The organism is Terrabacter ginsenosidimutans (assembly GCF_039539425.1).
GTDB lineage: Bacteria > Actinomycetota > Actinomycetes > Actinomycetales > Dermatophilaceae > Terrabacter > Terrabacter ginsenosidimutans.
Genome location: NZ_BAABDC010000001.1, coordinates 741,085 through 767,696, shown reverse-complemented (window position 1 = coordinate 767,696; position 26,612 = coordinate 741,085). Strand labels below are relative to the sequence as shown.

At 71.4% G+C, this 26,612-nt stretch carries 24 protein-coding genes; 14 read left to right on the top strand and 10 right to left on the bottom strand.

Going from position 1 to position 26,612, the window contains the following annotated elements; genetic code table 11:
• Positions 1-69 precede the first annotated feature (69 nt).
• Together ABD831_RS03660 and ABD831_RS03655 are read left to right on the top strand one after the other, a co-directional pair.
• Positions 70-1,152 (top strand): DNA polymerase IV, encoded by a 1,083-nt coding sequence (locus ABD831_RS03660; RefSeq protein ID WP_344941648.1) that lies wholly within the window; start codon positions 70-72, stop codon positions 1,150-1,152.
• 43 nt (positions 1,153-1,195) lie between these two features.
• Complete coding sequence (locus tag ABD831_RS03655; protein ID WP_344941645.1) at positions 1,196-1,993, top strand: phosphatase PAP2 family protein; 798 nt, start codon at positions 1,196-1,198, stop codon at positions 1,991-1,993.
• A gap of 41 nt (positions 1,994-2,034) precedes the next feature.
• Here the strand turns inward: ABD831_RS03655 and ABD831_RS03650 are convergent, their stop codons facing one another.
• The gene (locus ABD831_RS03650) at positions 2,035-2,487 is read right to left on the bottom strand and encodes a MarR family winged helix-turn-helix transcriptional regulator (RefSeq protein WP_344941642.1); all 453 of its coding nucleotides are present in this window, start codon (positions 2,485-2,487) and stop codon (positions 2,035-2,037) included.
• 147 nt (positions 2,488-2,634) lie between these two features.
• Here ABD831_RS03650 and ABD831_RS03645 point away from each other — a divergent pair, with 147 nt between their 5' ends.
• On the top strand, positions 2,635-3,819 hold the full coding sequence (locus tag ABD831_RS03645) for an MFS transporter (protein ID WP_344941640.1): 1,185 nt from the start codon (positions 2,635-2,637) through the stop codon (positions 3,817-3,819).
• A gap of 20 nt (positions 3,820-3,839) precedes the next feature.
• Here the strand turns inward: ABD831_RS03645 and ABD831_RS03640 are convergent, their stop codons facing one another.
• Positions 3,840-5,486: an FAD-binding dehydrogenase gene (locus ABD831_RS03640; protein ID WP_344941637.1), complete on the bottom strand. Its 1,647-nt coding sequence runs from the start codon at positions 5,484-5,486 to the stop codon at positions 3,840-3,842.
• 25 nt (positions 5,487-5,511) lie between these two features.
• Positions 5,512-6,060: a DinB family protein gene (locus tag ABD831_RS03635; protein WP_344941634.1), complete on the bottom strand. Its 549-nt coding sequence runs from the start codon at positions 6,058-6,060 to the stop codon at positions 5,512-5,514.
• 128 nt (positions 6,061-6,188) lie between these two features.
• On the opposite strand from ABD831_RS03635, the gene ABD831_RS03630 reads away from it, so the two are divergent.
• The 4 genes from ABD831_RS03630 to ABD831_RS03615 all read left to right on the top strand — a co-directional run bounded on the left by ABD831_RS03630 (position 6,189) and on the right by ABD831_RS03615 (position 9,380).
• Positions 6,189-6,797: an ATP-dependent Clp protease proteolytic subunit gene (locus ABD831_RS03630; protein WP_344941631.1), complete on the top strand. Its 609-nt coding sequence runs from the start codon at positions 6,189-6,191 to the stop codon at positions 6,795-6,797.
• Positions 6,794-7,405: a ClpP family protease gene (locus ABD831_RS03625; RefSeq protein WP_344941628.1), complete on the top strand. Its 612-nt coding sequence runs from the start codon at positions 6,794-6,796 to the stop codon at positions 7,403-7,405. The genes ABD831_RS03630 and ABD831_RS03625 overlap by 4 nt, the downstream gene beginning before the upstream one ends.
• 269 nt (positions 7,406-7,674) lie before the next feature.
• The gene (locus ABD831_RS03620; protein WP_344941625.1) at positions 7,675-8,424 is read left to right on the top strand and encodes a D-Ala-D-Ala carboxypeptidase family metallohydrolase; all 750 of its coding nucleotides are present in this window, start codon (positions 7,675-7,677) and stop codon (positions 8,422-8,424) included.
• On the top strand, positions 8,409-9,380 hold the full coding sequence (locus tag ABD831_RS03615) for a phage tail tip lysozyme (protein WP_344941623.1): 972 nt from the start codon (positions 8,409-8,411) through the stop codon (positions 9,378-9,380). The genes ABD831_RS03620 and ABD831_RS03615 overlap by 16 nt, the downstream gene beginning before the upstream one ends.
• Positions 9,381-9,417: 37 nt before the next feature.
• On the opposite strand, the gene ABD831_RS03610 is transcribed toward ABD831_RS03615, so the two are convergent.
• Positions 9,418-9,798: a helix-turn-helix domain-containing protein gene (locus tag ABD831_RS03610; RefSeq protein ID WP_344941620.1), complete on the bottom strand. Its 381-nt coding sequence runs from the start codon at positions 9,796-9,798 to the stop codon at positions 9,418-9,420.
• Positions 9,799-10,051: 253 nt separating this feature from the next.
• Between ABD831_RS03610 and ABD831_RS03605 the strand changes: the two genes are divergently transcribed.
• Together ABD831_RS03605 and ABD831_RS03600 are read left to right on the top strand one after the other, a co-directional pair.
• Positions 10,052-11,092, top strand: coding sequence for an ATP-binding cassette domain-containing protein (locus ABD831_RS03605; protein WP_344941617.1), 1,041 nt, complete (start codon positions 10,052-10,054; stop codon positions 11,090-11,092).
• Positions 11,089-11,967: an ABC transporter permease gene (locus tag ABD831_RS03600; protein WP_344941614.1), complete on the top strand. Its 879-nt coding sequence runs from the start codon at positions 11,089-11,091 to the stop codon at positions 11,965-11,967. Before ABD831_RS03605 ends, ABD831_RS03600 begins: the two co-directional genes overlap by 4 nt.
• 2 nt (positions 11,968-11,969) lie before the next feature.
• Here the strand turns inward: ABD831_RS03600 and ABD831_RS03595 are convergent, their stop codons facing one another.
• Together ABD831_RS03595 and ABD831_RS03590 are read right to left on the bottom strand one after the other, a co-directional pair.
• Positions 11,970-13,049: a class I mannose-6-phosphate isomerase gene (locus ABD831_RS03595; RefSeq protein WP_344941611.1), complete on the bottom strand. Its 1,080-nt coding sequence runs from the start codon at positions 13,047-13,049 to the stop codon at positions 11,970-11,972.
• 41 nt (positions 13,050-13,090) lie between these two features.
• A complete protein-coding gene (locus ABD831_RS03590) occupies positions 13,091-14,122 on the bottom strand; it encodes a LacI family DNA-binding transcriptional regulator (RefSeq protein WP_344941608.1) in 1,032 nt (343 codons plus the stop codon).
• A 246-nt stretch (positions 14,123-14,368) separates the two neighbouring features.
• Between ABD831_RS03590 and ABD831_RS03585 the strand changes: the two genes are divergently transcribed.
• Positions 14,369-19,489, top strand: a complete 5,121-nt coding sequence (locus ABD831_RS03585; RefSeq protein WP_344941605.1) for a GH92 family glycosyl hydrolase — start codon at positions 14,369-14,371, stop codon at positions 19,487-19,489.
• A gap of 115 nt (positions 19,490-19,604) precedes the next feature.
• Here the strand turns inward: ABD831_RS03585 and ABD831_RS03580 are convergent, their stop codons facing one another.
• Positions 19,605-20,006, bottom strand: coding sequence for a DUF3224 domain-containing protein (locus ABD831_RS03580; RefSeq protein ID WP_344941603.1), 402 nt, complete (start codon positions 20,004-20,006; stop codon positions 19,605-19,607).
• A gap of 161 nt (positions 20,007-20,167) precedes the next feature.
• On the opposite strand from ABD831_RS03580, the gene ABD831_RS03575 reads away from it, so the two are divergent.
• Positions 20,168-20,998 (top strand): DUF4118 domain-containing protein, encoded by an 831-nt coding sequence (locus ABD831_RS03575; protein WP_344941600.1) that lies wholly within the window; start codon positions 20,168-20,170, stop codon positions 20,996-20,998.
• A 74-nt stretch (positions 20,999-21,072) separates the two neighbouring features.
• On the opposite strand, the gene ABD831_RS03570 is transcribed toward ABD831_RS03575, so the two are convergent.
• A complete protein-coding gene (locus tag ABD831_RS03570; RefSeq protein ID WP_344941596.1) occupies positions 21,073-21,870 on the bottom strand; it encodes a deoxyribonuclease IV in 798 nt (265 codons plus the stop codon).
• Between the two features lie 80 nt (positions 21,871-21,950).
• Here ABD831_RS03570 and ABD831_RS03565 point away from each other — a divergent pair, with 80 nt between their 5' ends.
• Positions 21,951-23,492: an MFS transporter gene (locus ABD831_RS03565; RefSeq protein ID WP_344941593.1), complete on the top strand. Its 1,542-nt coding sequence runs from the start codon at positions 21,951-21,953 to the stop codon at positions 23,490-23,492.
• A 70-nt stretch (positions 23,493-23,562) separates the two neighbouring features.
• The gene (locus ABD831_RS03560) at positions 23,563-24,117 is read left to right on the top strand and encodes a DUF4395 domain-containing protein (RefSeq protein ID WP_344941590.1); all 555 of its coding nucleotides are present in this window, start codon (positions 23,563-23,565) and stop codon (positions 24,115-24,117) included.
• A 12-nt stretch (positions 24,118-24,129) separates the two neighbouring features.
• Here the strand turns inward: ABD831_RS03560 and ABD831_RS03555 are convergent, their stop codons facing one another.
• Entirely contained in the window at positions 24,130-25,116 is a 987-nt protein-coding gene (locus tag ABD831_RS03555) for an LLM class F420-dependent oxidoreductase (RefSeq protein ID WP_344941587.1), read from the bottom strand.
• Between the two features lie 82 nt (positions 25,117-25,198).
• Positions 25,199-25,924, bottom strand: a complete 726-nt coding sequence (locus ABD831_RS03550; RefSeq protein ID WP_344941584.1) for an MBL fold metallo-hydrolase — start codon at positions 25,922-25,924, stop codon at positions 25,199-25,201.
• Positions 25,925-26,063: 139 nt separating this feature from the next.
• Here ABD831_RS03550 and ABD831_RS03545 point away from each other — a divergent pair, with 139 nt between their 5' ends.
• Positions 26,064-26,612 (top strand): type 1 glutamine amidotransferase domain-containing protein, encoded by a 549-nt coding sequence (locus ABD831_RS03545; RefSeq protein ID WP_344941581.1) that lies wholly within the window; start codon positions 26,064-26,066, stop codon positions 26,610-26,612.

Below are 26,612 nucleotides of genomic sequence, written 5' to 3'. Positions count from 1 at the left end.
CACGGTCGGCAGCACGGTCGGCAGGACGCACGGCGAGCCGGTGTCGCTCCGCCCGGGCACAATGGCGGGATGAGCGCCGGCCGCACCCGCTGGGTGCTGCACGTCGACCTCGACCAGTTCATCGCGGCGGTCGAGGTGCTGCGCCGTCCCGAGCTCGCGGGGCTGCCGGTCATCGTCGGTGGCCGTGGTGACCCGACCGAGCGTGCCGTCGTGTCCACGGCGAGCTACGAGGCACGGCGGTTCGGCGTCGGGTCAGGCATGCCGCTCCGTCTGGCTGCGCGCAAGGTGCCCGATGCGGTGATCCTGCCGGTCGACGCCCCCGCCTACACCGAGGCTTCCGAACGGGTCATGGAGGCGTTGCGCGGGCTCGGTGTGGTCGTCGAGGTGCTCGGCTGGGACGAGGCCTTCCTCGGGGTCGACGCCGACGACCCCGAGGCGTTTGCCGAGCGGGCGCGAGCGGCGGTGCTCGAGGCGACCGAGCTGCACTGTTCCGTCGGCATCGGCGACAACAAGGTCCGGGCCAAGATCGCGACGGGCTTCGGCAAGCCGCGGGGCGTCTTCCGCCTCACCGGGGAGAACTGGTTCGAGGTCATGGGCGAACGACCGACGATCGACCTGTGGGGTGTCGGGTCCAAGGTGTCCAAGCGTCTGGCGGCCCACGGGATCGGCACGGTGCGCGAGCTCGCCGAGGCCGAGGAGGCCGTCCTCGTCGGCGAGTTCGGACCCCGCATGGGTGTCTGGTACTCCCAGCTGGGTCGCGGCATCGGGTCCGCCGTGGTCGACGACTCGCCGTGGGTCGCGCGCGGGCACAGTCGCGAGACCACCTTCCAGAGCAACCTCACGACGCCCGAGGAGGTGCGTGACGCGGTGCGCGAGCTCGCGTCCCAGGCCTTTGACGACACGGTCAAGGAAGGACGCCCGGTCTTCCGCGTCACGCTCAAGGTGCGCTACGCCCCGTTCTTCACCTCGACCAAGGCCCGCAAGCTGCCCGCGCCGACGGTCGAGCGCGGCGACGTCGTCGCGGCCGCGGTCGCCCTGGCCGAGACGCTCGAGCCAGGGCGTGAGGTGCGCCTGCTCGGTGTGCGCGCCGAGATGGTCATGCCCGACGACGGCGACCCCGTCGAGCGCACCCCGGTCCGTGGGCGCCTCTGAGGGCGTTCCGCGGTTCTCATCTTCGTCACCTACGGTCGTGCCCATGCCCTCTCGAGATGACGGTGCGGTGGACGTGCGACGACGGTTCGGCGGCGGCCCGGTGACCGGAGCCCTGTCGGCCGCGGTGGTGGTCGTGGTGGTCACCGCCCTCCTCTTCGTCGTGCGGGACGCCGCCTACCGCGCGACGGCCTCGGGCGCCGTCGCGCTGCCGTCCGTCGTCGGCGGGTTCTTCGAGGTCGTCGGCGAGCTCGGGCTCGTCGTGCTCGCCGGCGTCGCCGCCGTGCTCACCTGGCGCGCGCGCTCGCAGGGTCTGCAGCACCTCGCGGTCGCGGTGGTGGCCGCGGTGGCGACGGTCACGGCATACGTGCTCAGTGAGGTCGTCAAGGGTTTCGTGCGCGAGGAGCGCCCGTGCCGCACGCTGTCCGTCCACACCGTCGCGACGTGCCCAGCCCCCGGCGACTGGGCGTGGCCGAGCAACCACGCGACGATCGCGGGCGCCCTTGCCACCGCCATCGTCATCCTCGCGCCCGTGTGGTGGCGGCTCGCCGTCCCCCTCACCCTCGCGGTGGGCGCGTCGCGCGTGCTCACCGGCGCGCACTACTGGCACGACGTCCTGGCCGGCCTCGCCGTCGGGGTGTTCGTCGTGTGGTTCGGCACGTGGGCCCTCGCGCCGGCGGCGCACCGCCTGCTCCAGCGCTCGGTGGTCGCCGGACCGCCGGGGTGGCGTCGCGTGGTCGGCCAGGGCTACGTGCCGCGGTATGCCGATGCGGACGTCCCCGGGGAGGGTGCGGACCACGACGCGGAACCTCTCGAGCCCCCCGGCGAGACCGACGAGGACTGAGTCAGGACCCGGTCGGGCTGGGTCGGGCGGGGCCCCGGGGGTCAGGCCCGCGCAGGCACCGCGCGGTGCAGGAACTCGACGAGGGGTGCGAGCTCGGGCACGTCGCCCGCGGTCTGGAGGGACTGCTCGAGCACCTCGTCGTGGGTGGGTACGGCCTCGCGGTAGAGCGCCCAGCCCCGGTCCGTCAGCTCGGTGTAGATGCCGCGGCGGTCGTCGGCGCAGAGCACCCGCGTCAGCAGCCCGCGGTCCTCGAGACGGTTGACGAGCCGGGTCGTCGCCGACGACGACAGGGCTGCGGCGCGGGCGAGCTGGCTCATCCGCATGTGCCAGCCGTCCTGGCGCGACAGGGCGTCGAGCACGGTGAACTCGACGACGGACAGCTCGTGGCGCCGGACCAGCTCACGCTCGAGGGCGCCCTCGATGTGACCGTGCAGGGCGGCGAGGGTGCGCCACCCGGAGGCGCGCACCTCGACGGCGGAGTCAGCGATACCCATGCGCACCATCATAACGCGCGTTTGCAATATGCCGCGTGTGCAACTAGCGTCGCCGACGTCAATTAGTTGCACACGCGGCATACCGGCGAAGGCAGAGAGGCTCGGCCCGGACGCTCGCATCCTGCCCGGAAGGACTCGAAGAAACCCATGCCACTCGGTCTCATCGCCCTCGCCCTCGGGGGCTTCGGCATCGGCCTGACGGAGTTCGTCATCGCCGGCCTCATCAGCACGGTCGCCACCGACATGGGGGTCACCATCCCCACGGCCGGCTACCTCATCAGCGGCTACGCCCTCGCCGTCGTCGTCGGTGCCCTGGGCCTGACGCCCGTGCTCGGGGCCTGGCGGCCCAAGCGTGCACTGCTCGCGCTCATGGTCCTCTTCGTCGTCGGCAACGCCCTCTCGGCGGTCGCGACCGGCTACGGGATGCTGCTGGCCGGACGGGTCGTCGCGGCCCTCGCGCACGGTGCGTTCTTCGGCATCGGCTCGGTGCTGGCCGCCTCGCTCGTCCCCGCCGACCGGAAGGCCGGCGCCATCTCGATCATGTTCGGTGGCCTGACCCTCGCCAACGTCCTCGGCGTCCCGCTCGGCACCTTCGTCGGGCAGCAGTGGGGCTGGCGCGCGACCTTCGCCCTCATCGCCGTCGTCGGGCTCGTCGCCGCCGCCGGCATCGCGGCGCTCGTCCCGGATGCCGGTGCGCCCACCGGGGCGACCTCCACGCTGCGCGCCGAGCTCGCAGCCTTCCGCAACCGCCAGGTGTGGTTCTCCCTCGCGATGACCGTCCTCGTCTTCGGCGGCATGTTCGGGGCGTTCATGTACGTCGAGCCGCTCCTGACCCGTGTCACCGGCTTCGACGAGTCGGCGGTCCCGTGGCTGCTCGTGCTCTTCGGGGTCGGGCTCTTCGCCGGCAACCTCCTCGGTGGGCGCTGGGCCGACCGGGCGCTCGCTCGCACGCTCGTCGTGCTGACGCTCGCGCTCGCGGTATCGCTCGTCGCGTTCGCTCTGCTCTCGGGCAGCATGGCGGGGTCGGCGGCCATGCTGCTGGCCATGGGATTCTTCGGCTTCGCGACCGTGCCCGGCCTCCAGATGCGCGTCCTCAGCCACGCCGAGGGTGCGCCGACGATGGCGTCATCGGCCAACATCGCCGCCTTCAACGTCGGCAACTTCCTCGGGGTCTGGGTCTCGGGGCTCGCCATCAGCGCCGGCCTCGGCTGGACCTCACCGCTCTGGGTCGGTGCGGCCTTCGCGACGCTGGGACTCGTCGTGCTCCTCGCCGCAACCACGGCAGAGCGGCGGACGTCGGCACGAGAGGTGCTCGCCCCGGTGTCCGCCTGACACCACCCCGCCGGTCGGCGTCAGAGCGCGGCAGCCACCGCGCGGCCGGCCGTGCGCCCGCTGAAGAGGCAGCCGCCGAGGAAGGTGCCCTCGAGCGAGTTGTAGCCGTGCATGCCGCCCCCGCCGAAGCCGCTCACCTCGCCTGCGGCATACACACCCGGCAGGGGCTCGCCGCCCGGCCGGAGCACCCGACCGGCGAGGTCGGTCTCGAGCCCCCCGAGCGTCTTGCGGGTCAGGATGTTGAGTCGGACCGCGATGAGCGGCCCCGCCTTGGGGTCGAGCAGCTTGTGCGGGCTCGCGACGCGGATCAGCTTGTCCCCGCGGTAGTTCCGGGCCCCGTGGATCGCCGTGATCTGGGCGTCCTTGCTGAAGTCGTTGTCGATCTCGTTGTCGCGAGCGACGACCGTCCGCCGAACGGACTCGACGTCGAGCAGGTCGTCCCCGGTCAGGGCGTTCATGCCCCGGACGAGCTTGTCGAGGGTGTCGGCCACGACGAAGTCCTCGCCGTGGCGCTTGAACGCCTCGACCGGGCCCGGCGCCCCCTTGCGGACCCGGCCGAGCACCTGCCTGACGTCCTTGCCCGTGAGGTCGGGGTTCTGCTCGGAGCCGGAGAGGGCGAACTCCTTCTCGATGATGCGCTGCGTCAGCACGAACCACGAGTAGTCGTGGCCGCTGCGCATGATGTGACCCAGCGTGCCGAGCGTGTCGAAGCCGGGGAAGTACGGCGCCGGGAAGCGGCGGCCGCGCGCGTCGAGCCACAGCGACGACGGCCCGGGGAGGACGCGGATGCCGTGGTTGTCCCAGACGGGGTCCCAGTTGCGCAGCCCCTCGGTGTAGTGCCACATGCGGTCGGGGTTGATGACATGGCCCCCGGCCGCCTGCGTGATCCCGAGCATCCGGCCGTCGACGTGGGCGGGGACGCCGGCCACCATGCGCGCCGGCGGCGTGCCGAGGCGCTCGGGCCACGCCTGCCGGACGAGGTCGTGGTCGCCGCCGATGCCGCCGCTCGTCACGATGACGGCCTGCGCCGTGATCTCGAAGTCGCCGACCTCCTCCCGGCTGCTCGGCCGACCGCGGCCGACACCGTCGGGCGCCAGCAGACGACCGCGTATGCCGGTGACCGCGCCCGCGGTCACCATGAGCTCGTCGACGCGGTGACGGAAAGCGAGGGTCACCCGGCCGCTCGCCACGGCCGCGCGCACGCGCCGCTCGAAGGGCTCGACGAGACCGGGGCCCGTGCCCCACGTGATGTGGAAGCGGGGGACCGAGTTGCCGTGACCGTCGGCGCGGCCGTCGCCGCGCTCGGCCCAGCCGACGACCGGGAAGAGCCGGTGGCCCTGCTCGTGCAGCCACGCGCGCTTCTCGCCGGCCGCGAAGTGGAGGTACGCCTCGGCCCACTTGCGCGGCCAGAAGTCCTCGTCGCGGTCGAACTGCGCCGAGCCCATCCAGTCCTGCGTCGCGAGCTCGAGACTGTCCTTGATGCCCATCCGGCGCTGCTCCGGGCTGTCGACGAGGAAGAGCCCGCCGAAGCTCCAGAAGGCCTGGCCGCCGAGGGACTGCTCGCCCTCCTGGTCGACGAGCACGACCCTCTTCCCGCGGTCCGCGAGCTCAGCGGTGGCGACGAGCCCGGCCAGACCGGCACCCACGACGACGACGTCGGCTTCCATGGGTCCGATCATGTCACCCACACGGTCACTGGCCGGTGGCGCCGTCGATGCACTCCCGCAGCAGGTCGGCGTGGCCGCAGTGGCGGGCGTACTCCTCGATCATGTGCACGAGGACCTCGCGCAGGTTGATGCGCGTGTGCGGGTCGAGGCTCACCAGGTCGAGCGACTCGGCCGCGTCGACGAAGGCCTCAGCGTGGGTGACCTCCTCGCGCCAACGCGCCCAGGCCTCCTCCACGACGACGTCGTCGGCGACGGCGCCGTTGAAGTCGGCGTCCCGGTCCTCCGGCTCGCGGTACAGCCGCGGGACGTCCTCGCCCGCCATGGTCCGTCGGAACCAGTTCCGCTCCACCGCGGCCATGTGCCGAACGAGCCCGAGTAGCGAGAGCGTCGACGGCGGGACGGAGCGGGTGGCGAGCTGGTCCGCGGTGAGCCCCGAGCACTTCAGCTCGAGGGTCAGGCGGTAGCTGTGGAGGTAGTCGAGCAGGGTGGCACGCTCGTCACCCAGCACGGCTTCCTGCGAGCGGGGATCGTCCTCGGGGTCGACCCACATGTCGGGGTACTTCTGTCCGGCCATGGTCGCCATCGTCGCCGAGCGGGAGCCGGCGCGCCATGCGATATCGGCCGGACGGCATTCGCTGTCGGCGAATCTGCCCGTGGCAGAGACGGATTCCCAGCCTCCTCGGAGCAGCCCACGCTGGGTGGATGACCGACTCACCCATCCCAGCCGCCCTCGACGACCAGCTGTCGATGCAGCTGCTCCACCAGCGGATCATCGTCCTCGGGGCGGAGGTCGACGACCCGATCGCCAACCGGATCACGGCCCAGCTGCTCCTGCTCTCGGCCCGCGACCCGCGATCCGACATCAGCCTCTACGTCAACAGCCCCGGCGGCTCCGTCACCGCCGGGCTCGCCATCTACGACACGATGCGCGTCATCCCCAACGACGTCTCCACTCTCGCACTCGGATTCGCCGCCTCCATGGGCCAGTTCCTCCTCGGCGCAGGCACCCCGGGCAAGCGCTTCGCACTCCCCAACGCGCGGATCATGATGCACCAGCCGTCCGCCGGGATCCAGGGCACCGCAGCCGACGTCGAGGTCCAGGCCGCCAACCTCAAGGCGGTCAAGCGCCGGGTCAACGAGCTGCAGGCCGAGCACACGGGCCAGACCGTTGCACAGGTCACCCAGGACAGCGAGCGCGACCGCTGGTTCAGCGCGGAGGAGGCGGCGGCCTACGGCATCGTCGACCACGTCGTCAGCACGCTCACCGACGTGCGCCCCGTCGGTGTCGAGCGCAAGGTGGGACTGCGGTGAGCAGCTACACGATCCCCTACGTCATCGAGCGCACCCCGGCAGGGGAGCGCAGCTTCGACATCTACAGCAGGCTCCTGCAGGAGCGGATCATCTTCGTGGGTACCGACATCGACGACGGCGTCGCCAACGTCGTCATGGCCCAGCTGCTGCACCTGGCCGACGTCGCCCCCGACCGTGAGGTCTCGCTCTACGTCAACAGCCCCGGCGGCTCGTTCACGTCGCTCATGGCCATCTACGACACGATGCAGTTCGTCCCGTCGCCGGTCGCGACGTACTGCCTCGGCCAGGCGGCCTCCGCTGCGGCGGTGCTCCTCGCAGCAGGGGAGGCGGGGCGCCGCTTCGCCCTGCGGCACTCGCGGGTGCTGCTCCACCAGCCGTCGGCGGGCGGGCAGGGCACCGTCAGCGACCTCGCCCTGCAGGCGGACGAGCTGCTGCGCGTGCGGGCCCAGGTCGAGGAGGTGCTGAGCAACCACACGGGGCGCTCGGTCGGGCAGCTGCGCCTCGACACCGACCGCGACAAGGTGCTGACCGCGCAGCAGGCGGTGGAGTTCGGCCTGGTCGACCACGTCATCGAGCGCGCGACGGAGGCCCGGCTCGGCGACGCCTGAAGGGACCCTGGCGAACCCGTGGACACCGGTCGCCGCCTGGTGCAAGAGTGCTTGGGCAGGACGCGCATCAGCCTGGTGACGCCCGAGCGGCGTCCCGGGGAGGGGGTGGCGGTGGCGCAGGGAGGCGCCACCGCCACCGTTCTGCGTGCGGTGGTGCCGGCCTCGGGAGCGTGCATGGGGAGTGCTCCCCATGCACTCACCGCGCGATATCGGGACGAGTCGGACACTCTCGGTCTGTAGGCACAGACAGCTCACGGGAGGAAACTCGCATGCGCAGGAACCGGCTCACCCACGCGTTCGCCGCCGTCGCCCTCGCCCTCGGAGGGCTCGGCGTCGCGACCGCCACCGTCACCGCGACGGCACCGACCGCCCACGCCGACGAGTGCTACTCGTGGCCCCGCACCCTCAGCTCGGGCGCGTCCGGAGCGGACGTCACACAGCTGCAGATCCGCGTCGCCGGCTGGGTGCCGCGCGGCCAGGTGATGGGCATCGACGGGTCCTTCGGGGCACAGACGAAGACGGCCGTCGCGAACTTCCAGAAGGCATACGGCCTCACGGCCGATGGCGTCGCCGGCCCGGCGACGTTCTCGAAGATCTATGCCCTGCAGGACCCGGACTGCTCGCCGGTCCACTTCACCTACGCCGAGGCCAGCGACAACTGCGGCAAGGGCTTCACAGGTACCGCGGCGAACAAGGAGAACATGAAGCGTGCCCTGTGGCGGGCCGAGGCGCTGCGCCACCAGCTCGGCGACCACCCGCTCAGGGTGACCTCGGGCTTCCGCGACTCGGCGTGCAACGCGTCGGTCGGTGGGGCGAGCAACAGCGTGCACCTGACCGGGGGCGCCCTCGACCTCGTTCCCGGGGACGGTGCCACCTCGATCTGCAGCATCGCCAAGCAGGCTCGCTACGCAGGGTTCGGCGGCATCTTCGGCCCGGGCTACCCGGCCCACGACGACCACGCGCACGTAGACATCCGCACGACCATCGCCTGGGACGCCGACGCGTGCGCGGGCTGGTGAACCCCGTCCTCGGCCGGGCAGGAAGGACGCTCGCCGGCCTGCTCGCCGGCGTGGCGGTCGCCGTCCTCGGTGTCGTCTCGGCACCGAGCGCCCTGGCCGCCTCGAACGACGAGATCGCCTTCGACTACTTCGTCGGCAAGGGTCTCACGGAGCGCCAGTCGGCCGGCGTCGTCGGAAACCTCATCCAGGAGTCGGGCAGCCCGATCAACCCCTACGCCGACCAGCCGGGCGGCCCGGGCATGGGCATCGCCCAGTGGAGCGAGGGCGGCCGCTGGGACACCGACTCCCGGGACAACGTGGTCTGGTACGTCGACCTCAGCGCCCGCAGCCGCTACAGCCTCACGGCGCAGCTCGACTTCACCTGGTACGAGCTGTCGACCTTCTCGGGCTACGGCCTCGCCGACCTGCGGGCGTCGACGTCGGTCAGCACGGCGACGACCGTCTTCATGCAGAAGTTCGAGCGCTGCGGCACGTGCGCGACCACACAGCGCATCGCCTACGCCGACGACGTGCTGGCCAGGTACGGCTCGGGTGGCACGGGCGGTGGCACGACGGAGACGAGCCTCCCCGTCCTGCGCAGCGGCAGCAGCGGCACCGCGGTGCGCACGTTGCAGTACCTGCTCCGGGCCTCGGGCCGCAGCGTCACCGCTGACGGATCGTTCGGTCCCGCAACTGATTCCGCGGTTCGCAGCTACCAGTCGACGCACGGCCTGTCGGTGGACGGCGTCGTCGGCGACAACACGTGGTTCTCGCTCCTGCCCGTGCTCCGTCAGGGCGCGAGCGGCGAGGCCGTCAAGGGTCTGCAGCGCGAGCTCGTCGACGCCGGCTACTCCCTGACCGTCGACGGGTCGTTCGGTCCGACGACGTACTCGGCCGTGCGTGCCTACCAGTCGAAGACGGGTCTCGTCGTCGACGGGGTCGTCGGCAACAACACGTGGGGCAGCCTCGTCGACTGACGTCCGGACGCACCGACCCCGACGGGGCCGGTGCTGCTCACGCGACGAGCAGCACCGGCCCCGTCGTCGCGTCGGCGGGAGCCGCGATGCTCGACCCGACGCGTGAGGTGAGGTCGAGGACGCGCCCCGTGGCCGCCGGGCCGTCGGTGAGGTCGCGCAGCTCGCGGTGCGCGGCGCCGACGAGGCCGGTGATGCTCGAGCCAAGTGCGACGCACACTGCCTCGAGCACCTCGGACGAGGGCTCCTTGAGACCGCGCTCGACCTCGGAGAGGTAGGCGACCGAGATGCCGGCACGGGCGGCGACCTCGGCGAGCGTGCGGCCCTGGCGGGTGCGCAGGCCGCGCAGCAACCGGCCGTAGACCTCACGCAGGAGCGGGGTGCGGACGCCGGGGCGCGGGCGCGGGGCGATCTGGGTCATGGCCGTCTCCGATCTGGGTGCGTGCGTCCAGCGTCGCACGGGAGCGTGCGGAGGGAGCCCCGAGAGGTCACCGAGGGCGTACGCCGTGGGCGAACTCGCGGGCGTATGCGTGGGCCCGGCACGCTGGGGCGGTGGTTGAGGAGAAAAATGTTGACGGCGTGCACTTCGTCGCCGAGGCTGTCGGTGGCGACGTCTACGCTCGTCGCACGCCGCAACTCACACCCTCACGCACGTCACACAGGGGAGCTTCCAGATGACCATCACCACCGACGCGCCGGCTGTGCGCGACCGGTTCACGGGGCCGGCCATCGAGGCCGAGCACCTCGTCAAACGCTTCGGCGACATGACCGCCGTCGACGACGTCAGCTTCTCCGTGCCGCAGGGCACGGTCCTCGGTCTGCTCGGCCCCAACGGCGCCGGCAAGACCACCACCGTCCGCATGATGACGACCCTGAGCCGCCCGACGAGCGGGTCGGCCCGGGTCGCCGGCCACGACGTCGCGCGCGAGCCCGAGCTGGTCCGGCGCAGCATGGGACTGACCGGCCAGGCCGCCACCGTCGACGAGCTGCTCACGGGCCGCGAGAACCTCCGGCTCATGGGCTCGCTCTACGGGCTGCCCAAGGGTGAGGTCCGCCGCCTCTCCGACGAGCTGCTCGAGCGCTTCTCGCTCACCGACGCGGGCAGCAAGGTCGTCAAGGACTACAGCGGCGGCATGCGCCGCCGGCTCGACCTCGCCGTCAGCCTCATCGCGACCCCGCCCGTGCTCTTCCTCGACGAGCCCACGACCGGCCTCGACCCCCGCAGCCGCGTCGAGCTGTGGGACGTCCTGCGCGGGCTCGTCCGCGACGGGACGACGCTGCTGCTCACGACGCAGTACCTCGAGGAGGCCGACCAGCTGGCCGACCGCATCGTCGTCATCGACCACGGCCGGATCATCGCCGAGGGCACGCCGCTCGAGCTCAAGGACCAGTCGGGCCAGGCCGCGATCGTCCTCACGGTCTCGCACGCCGACCAGGTCGAGGCCGCACGAGCCCTGCTCGCCTCGCACGTCGAGGGCGTCCACGTCGACGTGCCGGCCCGGCGGCTCACGGCTCCCGCCGAGGGACTGCACGACATGACCCGAGTGGCAGCGGTCTTCGAGCGCAGCGAGATCGTGCTCGACGACCTCGGCCTGCAGCGCCCGAGCCTCGATGACGTCTTCCTCAGCCTCACCGGGCACCGCGCCGAGTCCGACACCCCGGACCCCGATGAGGCCGCCGACACCAGCTCCGCCCTCGCCGAGGAGTCCCGATGACCGACCGGACCGTCGCCCCCGCCAGCACCGTCAGCACCGTCAGCGCCCCCACGTCGTCGCGGCCCGCGCCGCACGACTACGAGCCGCCCGGCCGGCTGCGGCAGATCGCCATGATGGTCTGGCGCAACCTCAAGCACATCAAGCGCCAGCCGGAGATGCTCACCGACGTCACCATCCAGCCGGTGATGTTCGTGCTGCTCTTCGCCTTCGTCTTCGGCGGCTCGATCCAGACCGACAGCGGGTCCTACCGCGAGTGGCTGCTGCCCGGGATCATGGCCCAGACGATGGCCTTCGCCTCGTTCATCGTCGCCATCGGCCTCAACATGGACCTCGGCAAGGGCATCATCGACCGGTTCCGGTCGCTGCCCATCGCCCGGTCCTCCGTGCTCGTCGGGCGCAGCATCTACAGCCTGATCCACTCGAGCATCGGCATCTTCGTCATGTCGGTCACCGGCCTCGCCATCGGCTGGCGCATCCGCGGCAGCGTCGGCGAGGCGCTGCTGGCCTTCGGCCTGCTGCTGCTCTTCGGCTTCGCCATGATCTGGATCGGCGTCCTCGTCGGATCCTCGATGCGCTCGCCCGAGGCGGTCAACGGACTGATGTTCACGACGATCTTCCCGGTCACCTTCCTCGCCAACACCTTCGCGCCGACCGAGGGCATGGTGCCGTGGCTGCGCACCGTCGCCGAGTGGAACCCGATCAGCTCGCTCGTCCAGGCGATGCGTGAGCTGTGGGGCAACGTCCCGCCGGCGCCGGCCGATGCGGCGCTCCCGCTCCAGCACCCCGTGCTGACCACGGTGATCTGGTCGGTGCTCATCACCGGTGTGGTGGCTCCGCTCGCCGTCCGGGCCTTCGTCCGGCGCACGACTGACTGAGGTCAGACCGGCGGCATGCAGCGGATGACGGTGACGTCGCCCTCGAGGCGCACGTCACCGGCGCCGTAGGGCACGAGCAGCACGTCGCCCCGTGCCACCTCGGTGGTGCGGGGTGACACCGTCTCGGTCGCGTCCGTGCCCGTCGCGTCGGTGCCCGTCGTCAGGACGCCGTTGCCCGCGACCGCGACGACGACGGCGAAGGCCGCTCCGCCCGTTGCGGGGGCGTCGGACGTCGCCCTCAGCACCTCGGCGCGGAAGAACGCCGCGGCCTCCTCGGGCAGCGCGTGGCCGACGCCCGTGACGTCGGTCCACCGACGGCGCAGGGCCGCAAGGCCCTCGGCGGTCAACGGACCCCGGTCGACGCTCTCGAGGGCGCGGGGGACCGTGAGGCCGAGGAAGGCGTGCGCCTCCTCGAGGCCGAAACGGCGGTGCTCGAGCATGACCGACAGGTCGGTAGGCTCCTGCAGCTCGAGGACGAAGACTCCCTCGCCGATGGCATGGGGCTGTCCGCCGGGCACGAGCAGGGCGTCGCCCGGAGCGACCTCGATCCGGTTGAGGGCGGCCAGGAGCCGCTCGTCCTGGGCCTCGACGAGGGTCGCGAGCTCGTCGGGCGGCAGCTCCTCGCGGAAGCCGAGCCAGACGCAGGCGCTGGGCTCGGCATCGAGGACGATCCACGCCTCCGTCTTGCCGTGGTCGCAGTCGAGGTGCGCCGCCGCGAAGGCACGGTCGGGGTGTGAGTGGACCGGCAGGCGCTCGCCCGCGTCGAGCAGCTTGGTCAGCAGTCCCGGCTCGACGCCGTGCGCGGCGACGTGGTCGGGGCCGAGCCAGTGGTCGGGGTCGGTGGCCAGAGCGTCCGGGAGTCTGGTGCCGTCGTCCAGGACGGTGACGCCGTCGCCGCCCTCGGCGAAGAGCCTGGTCGTCGACGCCAGCCAGTCCTCCGGCCTGTGGTCGTCGAAGTCCGGAGGCACGTCCAGCCCGCGGAACGCGAGGATCCGCTGCCCGCCACAGTAGAACCGGTGTGGTGTGTTGAGCGGCAGGTGGCTCGGCAGGCGGGTCGGGTCGGACACGGTCGTCTCGGACACGGGCTGGTGCTCCTTGGGTGGGGGCGGGGGAGGGCTCGGGGTCATCGGTTGAGGGCCGCGCGTCGCAGGCCCGAGGCGCGCACGATGAGCCGGGTCGGCATGACGACGGTCTGGGCCGGCGACTCGTCGCCGAGCAGGCGGGCGAAGAGCTGCTGGGCCGCCTTCTGACCCATGGCCGCCGGGTCCTGGTGGACGACCGTGACGGGAGGGTCGATGAGCGCGGCGAGCTCGAAGTCGTCGAACCCGACGAGTGACAGCGGCAGGCGCAGCTCGCGCAGGGCGAGCAGCACAGCGAGGGTGATGCGGTTGTTTCCCGTGATGACCGCCGTGATCGGCTCGGGCCCCTTGGACCACGGGATGAGGGTCTCCTGAACGGAACCGGAGGTGTGGGGTCCCATCGAGACGCGCGGGCTGCTGGGCAGACCGAGGCCCTGGTGCGTCGCGACGAAGGCGTCGCGCCGCTGCCGTGCGGTCCAGAACGCCGGGTCGTCGCCGTAGAACGCGATGTTGCGGTGGCCGTGCGCGACGAGGTGCTCGACGGCGCTGCGGATGCCGCCGTGGTTGTCGCTGAGGATGGTGTCGCGAGGGGTGCCGCGGACCGGGCGGTCCATGTAGACGATCGGGGTGTGGCTCGCCTCGAGGACGGCGTCCGACGACGCGCCCTCGTCGGCAGGGACGACGACGATGCCGTCGACCCGCCGGTTGACGAGGGCCTCGATGACGGCTCTCTCACGCGACGGCGACCCCTCGGCGGAGGCGGTGATGAGCTGGTGCTGACGGATGCGTGCCTCGCGCTCGACGGCCGCCCCGACCTGGGAGTAGAAGGGGTTGGCGAGGTCCTCGACGACGAGGGCGATGGTGAACGTCCGCCCCTGGCGCATGAGGCGGGCGCCGTCATGACGACGGAAGCCGAGTCGTTCGATGACGGCCCTGACCCGCTCGGCGGTGTCGGGTCGCACGCCCGGTTCGTGGTTGACCACGCGCGAGACCGTCTTGACCGAGACGTGGGCCTCGGCGGCGACGTCGGCCATGGTCGGGCGCACGGCTGTCCGGTGGTCAGACAACGCTGTCATGCCCGCAGTCTGACCACGGAGCGCTCGGATGTGCAACGCGGGAGGGCGACGGGGCTGCCGTAGGACCCAGTTCTGTCCGATCCGATGTCCTGACCGGACAGGATCGCTTCGGGCTGTTGACGCCCTTTGTCCGGTGCGGCGAGTCTCGCGGGGTCGGTCGCGGCTCGGGGTCGCCGGCGCCGACTCTCCAGCAGCCCACATCAGCAGCTCACTTCAGCACGGCTCAACGACGAGCACGGAGGCACCATGTCCATGAGATCCGGGATCCACAGAGGCGTCATCGCCCTGGCAGTCCTGGCCACGTCGACCGCGGGTGCGGTCGCCGGTCCCGCCCACGCGAACGCCCTCGGCAGCACTGCCGCGGCGCCGCTGTCAGCACCCGCCGCCGATGCCGGTGCGGGTGACTTCTCGACCTCGTTCGAGGCCGGTCAGCCCCAGCCCGAGCTCTCGACGGTCGAGACCGGGGCCAGCGGTCCGCGGCAGCAGAACGTCTCGGGCACCGCGAGCGCCGACGGCAGTCTGCTCGGCTCGGTCGTCGGCGTCACGGCGAGCGCGGAGAACACTCCCGGTGAGGTCGCGGCCAACCTCGCCGACGCCAACCCCGACAGCAAGTGGCTCGCCTTCGCCTCGACGGCATGGGTGCGCTACCAGCTCGGCACCCCGGCCAAGGCGGTGCGCTACTCGCTGACGTCGGCCAACGACTCGCCGGAGCGTGATCCCAAGGACTTCACCCTCCAGGGGTCGACGGACGGCACCACGTGGACCGACCTCGACCGCCGGACCGGCATCGACTTCTCGGGTCGCTTCGCCAAGCGCACCTTCGAGGTCACGACGCCGGGGACGTACGCCTACTACCGGCTCAACGTGACGGCCATCCACTCCGGCGGCATCGTCCAGCTCGCCGACTGGGACCTCTCGGACGGCAGCACCGGCTCCGGCCCCGCCACTCCGATGCGGACGGTCGTCGGCTCCGGCCCGATCTCCGGCTTCAACATCAAGCCGCTCGTGGGCTGGACCGGGGTCAAGGCGCTGCGCTACTCCGGCGGTCACATCGCGGACGGCCGTGGCTACGCGTGGAACCGGCTCTTCGACGTCGACCTCCCCGTGACGCCGCAGACCCGGCTCAGCTACAAGATCTTCCCCGACATGATCGCCGGTGACCTCGAGTACCCGTCGACGTATGCCGCCCTCGACGTCCGCTTCACGGACGGCACCTACCTCTCCGACCTCGGCGCCGACGACCAGCACGGAGTCGCCGCGAGCCCCAGCGGCCAGGGCAAGGGCAAGATCCTCTACGCCAACCAGTGGAACGCGGTCTCGCTCGACGTCGGCAAGGTCGCCGCCGGGAAGACCATCGACCGGGTCCTCGTCGGCTACGACAACACCGGTGGCGCGACGAAGGACACCCGCTTCGGTGGGTGGATCGACGACGTCTCGGTCCAGGCCACCCCGGCGGTCGTCGACGGCGCGGACCTGACGAACTACGTGGACGTGCGGCGCGGCACCAACGCGTCGGGCGGCTTCTCGCGCGGCAACAACCTGCCGATCAGCGCGGTGCCCAACGGCTTCACGTTCTTCACCCCGGTGACCAACGCCACCTCGCAGTCGTGGGAGTACTACTACCAGTCGCAGAACAACGCGGCGAACCTCCCTGTGCTGCAAGGACTTGCGGTCTCGCACGAGCCGAGCCCGTGGATGGGTGACCGCAACCAGATGTCGGTCATGCCGTCCATCGCGACCGGCACCCCGACGGGCAGCGCGTCCGGGCGTGGCCTCGCCTTCGACCACGCCACCGAGGTGGCCCACCCGGACTACTACAAGGTCGCCCTCGCCGGCGGTCTCACCGCCGAGACGGCCCCGGCCGACCACGGCGGCGTCTACCGGTTCACCTTCCCCGCCTCGGCGAGCAAGGGACACCTCGTCGTCGACACCATCGACAACAACGGCACCTTCACCGTCGACGCGGCCACCGGCACCATGACCGGCTGGGTCGACAACGGCAGCGGCCTGTCCGCCGGCCGCAGCCGGATGTTCGTCTACGGCACGTTCGACCGACCCGCCACGGCGGTCGGCACCGCGCCGAACGGTCACACCGGCACGCGCTACGCGACCTTCGACACCAGCTCGGACAAGCAGGTCACCCTCAAGCTCTCGACGTCGTTCATCTCGCTCGACCAGGCGAAGAAGAACCATGCCCTCGAGCTGGCGAGCCGCGACTTCGACGCGGTCCGCGCCGGCGCCAAGGCGGCCTGGAACGGCCGTCTCGGGGTCGTCGACGTCAAGGGTGCGAACGACTCCGAGCGCACGACGCTCTACTCCAACCTCTACCGGCTCAACCTCTACCCCAACAGCCAGTTCGAGAACACCGGCACGGCTGCGGCTCCGCGCTACCAGTACGCGAGCCCGGTTGCGGACAAGAGCGGTTCGGCCACGGCCACGACGACCAACGCCGCGGTCAAGGACGGCAAGATCTACGTCAACAACGGCTTCTGGGACACCTACCGCACGGTGTGGCCGGCCTACAGCCTGCTCTACCCGGAGGTCGCCGCAGAGATCGCCGACGGCTTCGTGCAGCAGTACCGCGACGGCGGCTGGGTCGCTCGGTGGAGCTCGCCGGGCTACGCCGACCTGATGACCGGCACGAGCTCCGACGTGGCGTTCGCCGACGCCTACGCCAAGGGCGTCAAGCTGCCCGACCCGCTCGCGGCCTACGACGCGGCCGTGAAGAACGCCACGGTGCTCCCGACGTCGAGCGCGGTCGGTCGCAAGGGCCTCGACACCTCCACCTTCCTCGGCTACACGAGCACCAACACCGGGGAGAGCGTGTCGTGGGGCCTCGAGGGCCTCGTCAACGACTTCGGCATCGGGACCATGGCGGCCAAGCTCGCCAAGGACCCCGCCACGCCGGAGGCGCGCCGTGCCCAGCTGACCGAGGAGTCGAAGTACTTCCTCGAGCGGTCGACGCACTACGGCAACCTCTTCAACCCGAAGGTCGGCTTCTTCCAGGGCCGCGGGGCGGACGGGAGCTTCCCGACGAGCTTCGACCCCGAGGACTGGGGCGGCGACTACACCGAGACGAACGCCTGGAACTTCGCCTTCCACGCGCCGTTCGACGGCAACGGCCTCGCCAACCTCTACGGCGGCCGGGACGCGCTCGCGAAGAAGCTCGACACGTTCTTCTCGACGCCCGAGACGGCGACGAAGCCCGGCGGCTACGGCGGCGTCATCCACGAGATGCTCGAGGCCCGCGACGTCCGCATGGGTCAGCTCGGCCAGAGCAACCAGGTCAGCCACCACATCGCCTACATGTACGACTGGACCGGCCAGCAGTGGAAGACGGCCGAGAAGGTCCGCGAGATCATGCGTCGCCTCTACGTCGGCGGCGAGATCGGGCAGGGCTACCCGGGCGACGAGGACAACGGCGAGATGTCGGCGTGGTACGTCCTGTCCTCTCTCGGGATCTACCCGCTGCAGGTCGGATCGGCCAACTGGGCCATCGGCTCGCCGAAGTTCGAGCAGGTTCGGGTCAAGCGCACCCAGGGTGACCTCGTCGTCAACGCCCCGGGCAACTCGGAGAAGAACATCTACGTCCAGGGCGTCACCGTCAACGGCGCCAAGCACAAGAGCGTCTCGATCAGCCAGGACGAGATCGCGGGCCCGACCACGGTCGACTTCGCGATGGGTGCCAAGCCCTCGGACTTCGGCTCCCGCGCCCAGGACGCCCCGCCCTCGCTGACGCAGGGCACCGAGGCGCCCCAGCCGCTCAAGGACGCGACCGGCCCGGGTCGTGGCACCGCGACGGCGACCGACCTCGCGTCGGGCGACGACGCCAAGGCGCTCTTCGACAACACGTCGCGCACCTCGGTGGCCTTCACCTCGGCCACGCCCTCGGTGACCTTCGCCCTCTCCGGTGTCGGTCAGCGGGCCACCTGGTACACCGTCACCTCGGGACCGAAGGCCGGCGACCCGTCGGCGTGGCGCCTCGAGGGCAGCAAGGACGACGGCAAGACGTGGCAGACGCTCGATGAGCGCACGGGTCAGGTCTTCCCGTGGCGGGTGCAGACGCGCCCGTTCGAGATGGCGCACACGGGCACGTTCACGTCCTACCGCCTCGTGGTCACGGCCACGGCCGGTGGCGCGGCCCCGAACCTGTCCGAGCTCGAGCTGCTCACCGACGGTTCCAAGGCGCAGAACACCGGCATCAAGGTCTCGGCCGCCGAGTCGCTCGAGGTCGCCGAGGACACCGCCTGGTCCGGCACGGTGGGCACCTTCTCGGGCGGTGTCGGCCAGGGTCAGGACCCGTCGGCCACGGCCAAGGCGACCATCACCTGGGGTGACGGCACGAGCTCGGCAGGCACCATCGAGGCAGGGGACCTCGGGTCGTTCACGATCCGCGGAACCCACACGTGGGCCGAGCCGGGTCCGTACCAGCCCAAGGTCACCGTCACCACGGCGAACGACAGCGGCTCGGCCCTCGGTGCTGCGACCGTGCACCAGATGTCGACACCGGCGTATGCCGCCGGGTTCGACTCCGTGTGCTTCGGCAACGTGGGTGACTCGGTCCCGTGCGACGGCGACCGGGCGGGCCTGTCCCGTGAGGCGCTCGTCGCCGCAGGCGGGGTCCCGGGCAAGCTGCTCACGGTGCCCGGCACCGACCTCCGGTTCTCGATGCCGGGCATCCCGGTCGGCGAGAAGGACAACGCCACCGGCGCGGGTCAGACCCTGCCGGTGACCCTCGCCCCGGGCGCGACGAAGCTGTCGCTCATCGGGACGGCCACGCAGAAGAACCAGGACACGACGGCCACCGTCAACTTCACCGACGGCTCGAGCACGAGCTACAAGGTGCAGTACGGCGACTGGTGCGGCTCGCCCCAGTTCGGCAACGTCGTCGCCATCCAGATGGGCTACCGCCTCAACGGGACCGGCACGGACGGCTGCCAGGTGAAGCTCTTCGCCACGGCGCCGCTCACGGTGCCGGCCGGCAAGACGGTCGAGTCGGTGACGCTGCCGACGCAGACCGGTGACCCGGCGTCGGCGGGACGGATCCACGTCTTCGCCGTGGCCGACAACGGCTCGGCCCTCGAGGTCGCGGCGGCCGCCGACACCACGGCGGCCACCGGCACGGCCACCGACGTCACGCTCGGCACGGCCACCGGCGGCGTCCCTGCGTCGACCGGCTACACGGCCCGGGTCCAGTGGGGCGACGGCACCGTGACGGAGGACGCGACCGTGACGACCGCCCCGGACGGCACGGCCACCGTCAAGGGCGGCCACACCTGGGCGACCGCCGGCACCTACACGGTGCGGGTCCTCGTGTCCGACTCCCGGTCCGACGTGCTCGCGTCGCTGAAGGTCGCGGTCGGCTAGCCGCGAATGCGGTGCGGGGGACACGCCCCCACGCACCCTGTGGACGGGCCACGGGCCGGGTTGCAACACCCGGTCCGTGGCCCCTCGACCGTCCGGCGCCGGGCGTGCGGCCGTGTCAGCCGAGGTTGTGGTCGAAGTCCATGCGGTGCGTGCCGTCGTCGTCGATGTGCAGGCGCACGGTCCCCGCGATACCGGTCAGCTCGTCGGTGCCGCTGCCCGGCACGATGAGGCCGTACTCGTCGGCCCGGTCCGCGCCGCTCGTCGAGGCTGCGTGCACGAAGTTGAAGGCCCCGTGGCGCCCGGCCACCGCGCCCTCGAAGGATTCCATCGCGACGTAGGTGCCGACGCCGGTGGTCTGGTCGAAGGCCGACGTGAACTGCGTGACGCTGCGCCCGACGACGTCGCCGGCATACGTCTTGCGCATCCGCAGGTGACCGGTCGGGAGTGCCGTCGTGACGTCGGGGACGTAGTCGGTGACGTCGAAGTCGGACGTCGTGAAGGTCGAGGTGCTCAGCATGAGCGGGACGATATCGGCCCTGACGCCGTTGGGATTGAACGTTCCCGACCCGTCGACGAACCGGGTACCTCGAGCCGGGTCCCATCAGGACGACGTCAAGATCGCATCAGGATGCGTCGAACTGCTGACGCTCCACCGCCGGTGGGTGTTGCGTTGATGCCATGACGAACGACTGGCTCACCGCCCACCGCTCGATGATGCGGTGGGGCTCCCTGCTCCTGCCGATCGTCGTCGGCGCCGTCCTCGGTCTGCTCCGCGATGCCATGGACCCGAGCACCGCGGCGATGGTGCTCGTCCTCCCGGTGGTCGCCGCGGCCGCCACGGGCGACCGTGTCGCCGGGGTCGTGGCTGCCCTCGCCGCCGCCGGGAGCTTCGACTTCTTCCTCACCGAGCCCTACTACTCGCTCTCGATCCACCGCGACAGCGACCTCCAGCTCGCGGTCGCCCTCGTGGTGGTCGGGCTCGCCGTCACGGAGATCGCGCTCTGGGGTCGGCGGCAGCAGGCCGTGGCCCAGCGCCGTGAGGGCTACATCTCGGGCCTGACCCACCTGCTCGACCTGCCGCCCGACACGACCGAGCAGGCCCGGTCCACCGCCATCGCGAGGGCCATCACGACGGTGTTGGGCGCCGACCAGTGCACGTGGGAGCCCGGCCACCCGCGCTGGAACGACGCCGTCGTCGACGCGGACGGCCAGGTCACGGCGGGAGGGCGTCGACTGCCCGTGGAGCGGGTCGGACTGCCGACTGACGGCTATGCGGCCGTCGTCGTGCGTCGCGGCGCAGACGTCGTCGGTCACTTCCGGGTGACGGCCTCGACCCACGTCGTGCGGCCGAGCGCCGAGCAGCTGCGCGTCGCGGTGCTCCTCGCCGACCGGATGGCCGACGCGCGAACGCCGCGGCCCGCCACCGAGGAGGGGATGGCGGGACGCGGCGTTCGTGAGCGGGAGCGTCGGAACGGCATCGTCGACGACCCGAACGCGGCCCCTGAGTAACCTAGGTGCCCGCGGGGGCCCGTTGGGTAAAGAGCCGGTCAGGAAATCCTGGGAGGCTGCTGGGAACGACGGAATCAGTCGACCTGCGCCCGCAACCATGCGATGTCCGCGGTCTGACCCTCGACTCCGCCGGGGGTTTCGCACACCACGGGCGCCCCTGCGGCGCGGATCACACCGGCCAGCGCGTCGCCGGCGATGTGTCCCGAGCCGAAGTTCGTGTGCCGGTCGGCGCCCGAGTCGAACTCGTCGCGCGAGTCGTTGGCGTGGACGAGGTCGATGCGGCCGGTGATGGCGCGCACCTCGTCGACGACCGTGCCGAGGTCGTTGCCACCGGCGTGCGCGTGACAGGTGTCGAGGCAGAAGCCGACGTGCTCGCTGCCGGCCGCCGAACCGATGGCGTCCCAGAGTCGGGCGATGGCCTCGAGCCGGCGGGCCATCGCATTGTCCCCGCCAGCGGTGTTCTCGATGAGGAGCGGCACGGCGAGCTCGAGCCCGTCGATGCACTTGCGCCAGTTGTCGAAGCCCTTCGCGGCATCCTCGTCGGCGCCGAGGTGGCCGCCGTGGACGATGACGCCCTTGGCGCCGATCTCGGCAGCGGCGGTCAGGTGCTGCTGGAGCAGCTTGCGGCCGGGGATGCGGATGCGGTTGTTGAGGCTCGCGACGTTGATCGGGTAGGGCGCGTGGACGTAGAGGTCGATGCCCGCGGCCTCGGCGTCGGCCTTGAGCGCGGCCGCGCCACCGGCATACCGGATGACCGGGCCCTTGTAGCTCTGCGGGTCACCGAGGAAGAGCTGCGAGAGGGACGCCCCGCGTGCCTTCGCCTCGGCGATCGGGTCCTCCTGGTCGACGTGCGCACCGATGTGTAGAGCCATGCCGTCAGCGTATGCCGCGTGGCCGACACCGATTCCGCGTGGCCGTGTCGAGGTGGCCCGGACCCGTTCGACGTAGGGGCATGACGACACCCGCCGAGACTCGGTCCACCTCAGCCCCAACCGCGACCCCCGCCGGCCTGCCGGTGCGGCGCCGGTGGCTCGCCCTCGCCGTCCTCGCCCTGACGGCCCTGCTCCTGTCGCTGGACGTCAGCGTGCTCTACCTCGCGCTGCCCGAGCTCTCCGCCGACCTCGGCGCGAGCACGACGCAGCAGCTGTGGATGCTCGACATCTACTCGTTCGTGCTGGCCGGGTTCCTCGTGACGATGGGCGCGATCGGCGACCGCATCGGCCGCAAGCGGCTGCTCCTGGCCGGCGCGGTCGCCTTCGGTCTCGCGAGCGCCGCGGCGGCCTACTCCTCGAGCCCCGGCCAGCTCATCCTCTGGCGAGCGGTGCTCGGCATCGCCGGGGCCACCCTCATGCCGTCGACGATGGGGCTCATCCGCACGATCTTCACCGACGAGAAGCAGATGATGGCGGCGATCGGCGTCTGGTACTCGTGCTTCATGGGCGGCATGGCCGTCGGCCCGCTCGTGGGCGGTCTCCTGCTGCAGCACTTCTGGTGGGGCTCTGCGTTCCTGCTCGGGGTGCCGTTCATGCTGCTGCTCGTCGTCGTCGGGCGCCGGGTGCTGCCGGAGTCCGAGCGGCATGCCGGCGCGAGGGTCGACGTCGTCAGCTCGATCCTGTCGCTGGCGACGATCCTGCCGGTCATCCACGGCTTCAAGGAGATCGCCCGCGGTGGGAGCACCCCGACGGCCCTGATGACGATGGGGGCCGGGGCACTCCTGGGCATCGTGTTCGTCCGCCGACAGCGGCGCATCGCCAACCCGCTCGTCGACCTGGCGCTCTTCCGGAGCCGTGCCTTCTCGACGGCGCTCGCGGTGATGCTCGTCAGCGGCGTCGTCATGGCCGGGGTCTCGTTCCTCAGCTCCCAGTGGCTGCAGCTCGTCGCGGGTCTCGACCCTCTGGGGGCCGGCCTGTGGATGCTCCCGGCTAACGTCGCCCTGCTCGTCGGGTCGGCGTCCTCGGCACGGATCGCCCAGCGATGGGGCACGGGCCGCACGATGGCGACCGGCCTGCTGGTCTGCGCCGCCGGTCTCGTGCTCTACACGCGGGTCGGCCCGGCGCAGGGGCTGGGGCTGCTCGTGCTCGGGATGTGCCTGACATCGTTCGGGATCATGCTCCCGTCGACGCTGACGATGGGCGTCATGATGCAGTCCGCCCCGCCGGAGCGTGCCGGCTCGGTCGCGTCGATGTCCGAGACCTCTGGGGAGTTCGGGATCGCGGTCGGCATCGCCGGTCTCGGGTCGCTCGCGACCTTCGTCTACCGGGACCAGCTCGGGCCGTATGCCGCCGTGCATGCCGGGGACGCCACGACCGCCGCGCTCGACTCCCTCGCCGGCGCCCTGCGCGCGGCGACGTCGCTGCCGGCGGCGGCTGGGCACGACCTCGTGACCGCCGCACAGGGCGCCTTCACGATGAGCCTGGGCGTGGTCGCCGGTACGGGCGCTGCGATCTTCGCGGTGTGCGCTGTCGTCGCGGCGCGGGTGCTCCGTGCCCGCTGAGGGGGTCGGGGACGCCTCACATCGCGAGACGACTTGCATAACCAGACCTTATGCCGTCAATAATGTGTGGATGAGTTCCTCGCGCTTCCCCGCCGTCGTCGACGACGTCACCGTCCGGCTCATCGCGGCTGTCGTCCTCGTCGTCGGTGTCATCGCGCTGGCCACCTCGCAGTGGTGGCTCTATGCCGTCCTGGCGGTCGACTTCACGCTCCGGGCAGCGCTCGGACCCTCGGCCAGCCCGGTCGCCCGGCTCGTGCAGCGGTGGATCCGACCCGCCGTCTCCGCGCCCAAGCGGCCCACGGCGGGCCCGCCCAAGCGGTTCGCGGCGACCATCGGTGCGGCTCTGACGGTCGCCGCGACCGCCCTCTGGGTGCTTAGCCTGGTCACGGGCTCGTCGGGCGCCGTCGTGGGTGTCGTCCTGATCGGCGTCGTCATGGTGGTCTTCCCGGCGCTCGAGTCGGTCTTCGGCATCTGCGTGGGCTGCATCCTCTTCTCGGGCCTCATGCGCCTCGGTGTCATCCCCGAGGAGGTCTGCCTCGAGTGTGCGGACATCACGAAGCGTCGCGAGCGCCTGCTGGCCGAGCGCGCCGAGGGTGCCAAGGGCGCCGACCGTCAGGTGGCGTGACGGCCGGACGCCTCAGCCCGCCGCTGCGCGCAGCTTCTCGAGCAGCGGTCCCGCGGCCTCGTCGAGGAAGCGCTCTTGGGCGTCCCCGCCGACCTGCACCAGCGCGATGTCGGTGAAGCCGGCCTCCCAGTAGGCGCTCACGGCCTCGACGATCCGGTCGAGGTCGGGACCGCACGCGATCGAGTCGGCGACGTCCTCGGGCCGGACGAACTGCGTCGCCCCGGCGAACCCGGCGGGCGTGGGAAGGTCGGAGTTGACCGACCATCCACCGCCGAACCACCGGAACTGCTCGTGCGCGCGGGCCACTGCTGCGTCCTCGTCGGGATCCCAGCAGATCGGGATCTGGCCGATGGCCCGCGCTCCGGTGCCGATGCGCTCGGCGCCCTCGGTGCGGTTCCAGGTGTCGACGAGCTCGGCGTCCGGCTGGACGGCGATCATGTGGTCGGCCAGCGGGGCGAGCCGCTCGATCGACATGTCACCGCTCACCGCGACAGCCACGGGCACGAGGATGTCGGGCAGGTCCCACACCCGGGCGGAGTCGACGTCGAAGTACTCACCGTGGTGCGTGACGAGCTCGCCCGAGTGCAGCTTGCGGATGATCTCGATGGCCTCGACGAGCATCTCCTGGCGCGTCACGACGCCGGGCCATCCCTCGCCGACGACGTGCTCGTTGAGGCTCTCGCCACTGCCCACGCCGAGGGTGAAGCGGCCGTCCGCGAGCAACTGCATCGTCGCAGCCTTCTGGGCGATGACGGCGGGGTGGTAGCGCATCGTCGGGCACGTCACGTAGGTCATGAGCTCGACGCGCTCGGTGGCCTGGGCGACGGCGCCGAGCACCGACCACGCATACGGCGCATGGCCCTGCTCGGTGAGCCAGGGCGAGTAGTGGTCGCTCGAGACCTCGAAGTCGAAGCCGGCCGCCTCGGCCTGCACGGCCCACCGCACCAGGTCCTTGGGGCCGCTCTGCTCGGTCATCAGGGTGTATCCGAAGTTCGTCACTCGTGCCCCTTACCCACTTGCCCTGCTCGGTGTCCAAGGTCTGTCCACAGTTGTGGATGGCCTTGTGGATCAGTGTCCCGCGTCAGTCGGACGGTGTCGCGCCGTGCGACAGGAAGCGGCGGATCGCCTCGCGAGGGCGGTCGCGCAGCTCGGCGCCGTGCGTGAAGGCGGCGACGTCGTAGTCGAGCTCACCGAGCAGGTGGGCCGTTCGCTGCGTCATGCGGAAGTCGGTGCAGAACGCCTTGACGGGCCAGCGGAGCCCCAGGACGTTGAAGATCGCGTCTCCCGTGATGAGCGTGCGCGACTCCTCGTGGAGCAGCGACACGTGCCCGGGGGAGTGCCCAGGCGTGTGCACGACGCGCAGCCCACCGGCGATCGGCAGCACCTCCCCGTCGACCATCTCGCGCTCGACGGTCAGCGGCTCGAAGTCGCGGCCCGGCCGGGAGAACCGGTCGAAGAGCCGTCCCAGCAGGAAGCTGCGGTCACGCGGCGGAGAGGACCCCTCGGCGGCGTAGGCCGCGTCGTCGTGGTGGATGGTGAAGCCGCGGCCGGTCTTGTGGGCCACGTGGGCAGCCCCGCCGGCGTGGTCGGGGTGGGCGTGGGTCAGCAGCAGGCGCGTGACGTCGGACGGCGCGGCCCCGACGGCGTCCAGCGCCGCGATCACCTTGGGGCCCGAGCTCTTCAGGCCCATGTCGACGAGGGTCACCTGGCCGTCGTCGTCGCGCAGGATGAAGCCGTTGACGAGGTCGCGCACGAGGGGGATGCGCCAGACGTTCGGCGCGAGCGGAACCACGAGGTCCTTGGCCATGGGCCGACCCTAACCGTCGCAGGTGTCGAGCGCGCCCGGTGTCGAGCCTCGGGTGAGATGCGGTGGCCGGGCGGGTAGGGGCGAGGAGACAGTCCTGGACAACCGAGCGCCCCGACGTGGGCGAGCAGAGGAGGGCCACGTGGCCAAGCGAGTCGCATTTCTCGTCGCGAGCGAGGGTATCGAGCAGGTCGAGCTGACCGAGCCGTGGAAGGCCGTGACCGACGCCGGGCACGAGGCCTTCGTCGTCAGCCCCGAGGCGGGCGAGGTGCAGATGTTCAACCACCTCGACAAGGGCGACACCAAGCAGGTCGACGTGACCGTCGCCGACGCGAAGGTCGAGGACTTCGACGCACTCGTGCTGCCCGGTGGTGTCGCCAACCCCGACAACCTGCGCACCCATGACGACGCGGTCGCCCTCGTGCGTGACTTCATCGCCTCGGGTCGTCCGGTCGCCGCCATCTGCCACGCACCGTGGACCCTCATCGAGGCCGACGTGGTCAAGGGCCGACGTCTCACGTCGTGGCCGAGCCTGCAGACCGACCTGCGCAACGCCGGAGGCGAGTGGGTCGATGAGTCCCTCGTCGTCGACGGCAACCTCATCACGAGCCGCAACCCTGACGACCTGCCCGACTTCTGCGGCGCCGTCGTCGAGGCGCTCGAGCACGGAGCCGCCGCGAACCCGGCCTGA

Excerpts from the sequence above, each read along its gene's own strand:
- ABD831_RS03660 (WP_344941648.1), top strand. The coding sequence starts at position 70 with ATGAGCGCCGGCCGCACCCGCTGGGTGCTGCACGTCGACCTCGACCAG.
- ABD831_RS03655 (WP_344941645.1), top strand. The coding sequence starts at position 1,196 with ATGCCCTCTCGAGATGACGGTGCGGTGGACGTGCGACGACGGTTCGGC.
- ABD831_RS03650 (WP_344941642.1), bottom strand. The coding sequence starts at position 2,487 with ATGGGTATCGCTGACTCCGCCGTCGAGGTGCGCGCCTCCGGGTGGCGC.
- ABD831_RS03645 (WP_344941640.1), top strand. The coding sequence starts at position 2,635 with ATGCCACTCGGTCTCATCGCCCTCGCCCTCGGGGGCTTCGGCATCGGC.
- ABD831_RS03640 (WP_344941637.1), bottom strand. The coding sequence starts at position 5,486 with ATGGAAGCCGACGTCGTCGTCGTGGGTGCCGGTCTGGCCGGGCTCGTC.
- ABD831_RS03635 (WP_344941634.1), bottom strand. The coding sequence starts at position 6,060 with ATGGCCGGACAGAAGTACCCCGACATGTGGGTCGACCCCGAGGACGAT.
- ABD831_RS03630 (WP_344941631.1), top strand. The coding sequence starts at position 6,189 with ATGACCGACTCACCCATCCCAGCCGCCCTCGACGACCAGCTGTCGATG.
- ABD831_RS03620 (WP_344941625.1), top strand. The coding sequence starts at position 7,675 with ATGCGCAGGAACCGGCTCACCCACGCGTTCGCCGCCGTCGCCCTCGCC.
- ABD831_RS03610 (WP_344941620.1), bottom strand. The coding sequence starts at position 9,798 with ATGACCCAGATCGCCCCGCGCCCGCGCCCCGGCGTCCGCACCCCGCTC.
- ABD831_RS03605 (WP_344941617.1), top strand. The coding sequence starts at position 10,052 with ATGACCATCACCACCGACGCGCCGGCTGTGCGCGACCGGTTCACGGGG.
- ABD831_RS03600 (WP_344941614.1), top strand. The coding sequence starts at position 11,089 with ATGACCGACCGGACCGTCGCCCCCGCCAGCACCGTCAGCACCGTCAGC.
- ABD831_RS03590 (WP_344941608.1), bottom strand. The coding sequence starts at position 14,122 with ATGACAGCGTTGTCTGACCACCGGACAGCCGTGCGCCCGACCATGGCC.
- ABD831_RS03585 (WP_344941605.1), top strand. The coding sequence starts at position 14,369 with ATGTCCATGAGATCCGGGATCCACAGAGGCGTCATCGCCCTGGCAGTC.
- ABD831_RS03580 (WP_344941603.1), bottom strand. The coding sequence starts at position 20,006 with ATGCTGAGCACCTCGACCTTCACGACGTCCGACTTCGACGTCACCGAC.
- ABD831_RS03575 (WP_344941600.1), top strand. The coding sequence starts at position 20,168 with ATGACGAACGACTGGCTCACCGCCCACCGCTCGATGATGCGGTGGGGC.
- ABD831_RS03570 (WP_344941596.1), bottom strand. The coding sequence starts at position 21,870 with ATGGCTCTACACATCGGTGCGCACGTCGACCAGGAGGACCCGATCGCC.
- ABD831_RS03565 (WP_344941593.1), top strand. The coding sequence starts at position 21,951 with ATGACGACACCCGCCGAGACTCGGTCCACCTCAGCCCCAACCGCGACC.
- ABD831_RS03560 (WP_344941590.1), top strand. The coding sequence starts at position 23,563 with ATGAGTTCCTCGCGCTTCCCCGCCGTCGTCGACGACGTCACCGTCCGG.
- ABD831_RS03550 (WP_344941584.1), bottom strand. The coding sequence starts at position 25,924 with ATGGCCAAGGACCTCGTGGTTCCGCTCGCGCCGAACGTCTGGCGCATC.